Origin of the sequence: Spirosoma sp. (genome assembly GCF_048594605.1) — a bacterium.
Classification (GTDB): Bacteria; Bacteroidota; Bacteroidia; order Cytophagales; family Spirosomataceae; genus Spirosoma.
Genome location: NZ_JBMDWV010000445.1, coordinates 1 through 2983, shown reverse-complemented (window position 1 = coordinate 2983; position 2983 = coordinate 1). Strand labels below are relative to the sequence as shown.

3 protein-coding genes are annotated in these 2983 nt (G+C 48.6%); 1 reads left to right on the top strand and 2 read right to left on the bottom strand.

Going from position 1 to position 2983, the window contains the following annotated elements:
• A partial coding sequence (locus tag ACOJS8_RS28040) for an SPASM domain-containing protein (protein ID WP_420151869.1) occupies positions 1 to 935 on the top strand: 935 nt, incomplete at its 5' end.
• Between the two features lie 17 nt (positions 936 to 952).
• On the opposite strand, the gene ACOJS8_RS28035 is transcribed toward ACOJS8_RS28040, so the two are convergent.
• Both ACOJS8_RS28035 and ACOJS8_RS28030 read right to left on the bottom strand, forming a co-directional pair.
• Positions 953 to 2095: an Ig-like domain-containing protein gene (locus tag ACOJS8_RS28035; RefSeq protein WP_420151868.1), complete on the bottom strand. Its 1143-nt coding sequence runs from the start codon at positions 2093 to 2095 to the stop codon at positions 953 to 955.
• A partial coding sequence (locus ACOJS8_RS28030) for a hypothetical protein (protein ID WP_420151867.1) occupies positions 2052 to 2983 on the bottom strand: 932 nt, incomplete at its 5' end. The genes ACOJS8_RS28035 and ACOJS8_RS28030, both read right to left, overlap by 44 nt.

The window sequence follows — 2983 nt, the reverse complement described above, 5'->3', positions numbered from 1 at the left end:
ACTACGTTGCCCGGCAAACAGGCCGGCCAGCGCAACGGGGTTTGCCAATGTCGATTTCCTTTGAGCCGACTACTTCCTGTAATCTGCGCTGCCCCGAATGTCCAAGCGGCTTGCGTTCGTTTACGCGCCCAACGGGCATGCTCGGTGAAGATCTCTACAAACGTACTATCGACGAACTCCACGAAACGCTGCTGTATCTGATTTTCTATTTTCAGGGAGAGCCGTATTTACACCCGCAATTTCTGGATTTGGTACGTTACGCTACGGAACGTAATATTTATACGGCAACCAGCACAAATGCCCACTACCTGACAGATGCCAACGCCCGAAAAACGGTGGAGTCGGGGCTGGATCGACTGATTATTTCGATTGACGGTACTACGCAGGAAGTGTACCAGCAGTATCGGGTAGGAGGGAAGCTGGAGAAAGTGCTCGAAGGAACAAAAAACATTCTGCGCTGGAAAAAAGAGCTTAAATCGCGGACTCCTCACGTAGTGTTTCAGTTTCTGGTCGTGAAACCCAACGAACATCAGATTGCGGAAGTGAAGAAACTGGCTCGTGAGTTAGGCGTTGATGAAGTTGGCCTGAAAACAGCACAGATTTACGACTACGAACAGGGTTCCGATCTGATTCCGACACTGGACCAGTACAGTCGCTACGTATCCCAGTCTGACGGAACGTATCGAATCAAAAATGGCTTCGGTGACCATTGCTGGAAAATGTGGCATTCGTGCGTTATTACCTGGGATGGTCTTGTCGTTCCATGTTGCTTCGACAAAGACGCTCACCACCGTTTAGGCGATTTACAAACGCAATCGTTTGCCGACCTCTGGCATGGGGCCGCTTATCAGGATTTTCGCCAGACACTACTACGTTCCCGCTCCGAAATCGAAATGTGCCGCAACTGCACAGAAGGTACAAAGGTCTGGGCGTAACAAATGATCTTTACGTCCTAGCGCACATTGAAAAAGCGATCCGTAAACGATTGAGACGTAGCGCTTTGTCTTTCCCGGGTAATGTCGCGGTCGAATGGGCGGTTGAGATTATTGCCGGCTACGTCTTCCAGACGAGTTTCAATACGCAGCGTGTAACGACCAGATTGCCAGCCAGCAGTGGGACGGAACCAGGCTTGCTTTTCTTCATCTCTGATAGCCCACGTACCCGCAAACTCTTTCCCGTTCTCCTGAAGGATACGTAGCGTTTCTGTCAGTAAATTATAGTCGAGTGGTTCGCCAAAAGCTACAACCAGAGGTTGAGTACTCCCTGATTTTGGTACGTCAATAGTCCATTGTTTCGGATTGGGCGATAAACTATCCCGTTGAGTAGTTATAAACGTTTTTGATGCAGGTTTGCCTAACGTAGCACCGTATTCATCTGCCCAGTCGGCGGCAATAGCAAGCTGATAACGACCACCGGATTGTAAAGGCGCCCCCAATTGTTTGTTCGGTTGAAGGTCGCGTTTGATACGTCCTGGATCTAACCAAAGTGTCAGCATGGTGCGGTCGGCATTCCAGAGTTCGGGTTGAAGATTCAGAAATACGTCTGGTATCGAATCCGTGCCGTCTTTGAGCAAAGCAACATACTTCAGGGATTGTCCTTCGCGCATCGGTCGCGAAAAATGAAGATAGATTTTTAGCAGATTATCGGGAAGTGAGTCCTGCGACGGATAAATCGCCACAAGCTTTGGCCGGTCGTTGGCGTCTAAAGCCGGAATTGTAACCGCTCCCAGACGTTTATTTCTCAGCCAGACAACGTAGCGCAGACCGCGCGTGAACGGGATAATCGGTTCAAAAATAAGGGCATCGCCTGCCCGTCGCGAATTACCCAATATCGACGTTTCTTTATTCGCCAATCGTACGGCTAACAGGTGCTTCAGCGAATCATCGGGAATGGATTTGGCAAATTGTTCTGGAATAGAAATTCCAATGGCGCGTTTACCATCCCAACGAATCGTAATGTCGCTATCCTGCGCGTGTTGGCAGCTAAGGAGAGCATTAAAAAAAATCAGGCTATACAACGCGCATAGCCTGACAAATTTCTGACGGGAGTTTTTATAAATACCGGTCACTGGACGTCCAAAGATCAAGGTTGCCATCGGAGCGACGCTGAAGCAGAATCATGCGCGAATCATCCAGTTTGTCGAGTTGTAGTACGTTTGTCAACGGTAATGACACAAAATTTACACCGGCAGTAGCGAAGTTTTCGGCCACGGGCGTGGTCAGTGCTCCCTGATAAGCTTCTAAATTTTTGTGACTAACTTTAAAAACCGGCCGATTGGAATTGGCCATAACCAAAAAAGATTCACCGCCTTTCGTTAACGTAACAATATCCAGCGGCTGATTGCCACTTCCCATTTCGGCTACGGTACGTCCTTTTACGTGCTTTCCTGCCTTTAATTCGTCCATCGGAAACAAGACGAGCGGAGTGCAGGTATAACTCGCCAGCAGGTATTTTTTTCCTTTTATTTCAGTCGTTGTAAATGTTTTAATGGGGGCCATCGTCTCGTATTTGGCGTGGGCGGCATGGTAAATTTCTAGCGAAGCCTGATCCTGCGCATTCGTAAAGGGAAACGGAATACTGCGGAACGTAGAGCCAAATTCCTGATTGGATAAGCCACTGACCAGCAGTTTACCATCGGCATAACCCATATCGGAAATAGAAGCGATACGTAGTGACTCACCCCGTCTGTCTTTAGCATCCGCCGAGGGAACGTTCGTCAGTGCTACGGTTGAAAACGGTACGTCTTTCAGAGAGACGGGAGTGATGTTGTTTCCTTCAATTTTGAGCAGAACCGGCGTGCCGTCGCTATGCTGGACAGCGCAATACACGTTCTTTGATTTTGGGTTTACAGCAATGTCCTGAATCGTGATGTTCTTAACCTCAGTGCCTAGAAGGGCTGCAATCTTCTGGTCAATACTCTTTATCTCAACCTGAGCGGCCTTTTCTACAGTATTAGCATCTTTCGTATCGATGGCAAAAACGG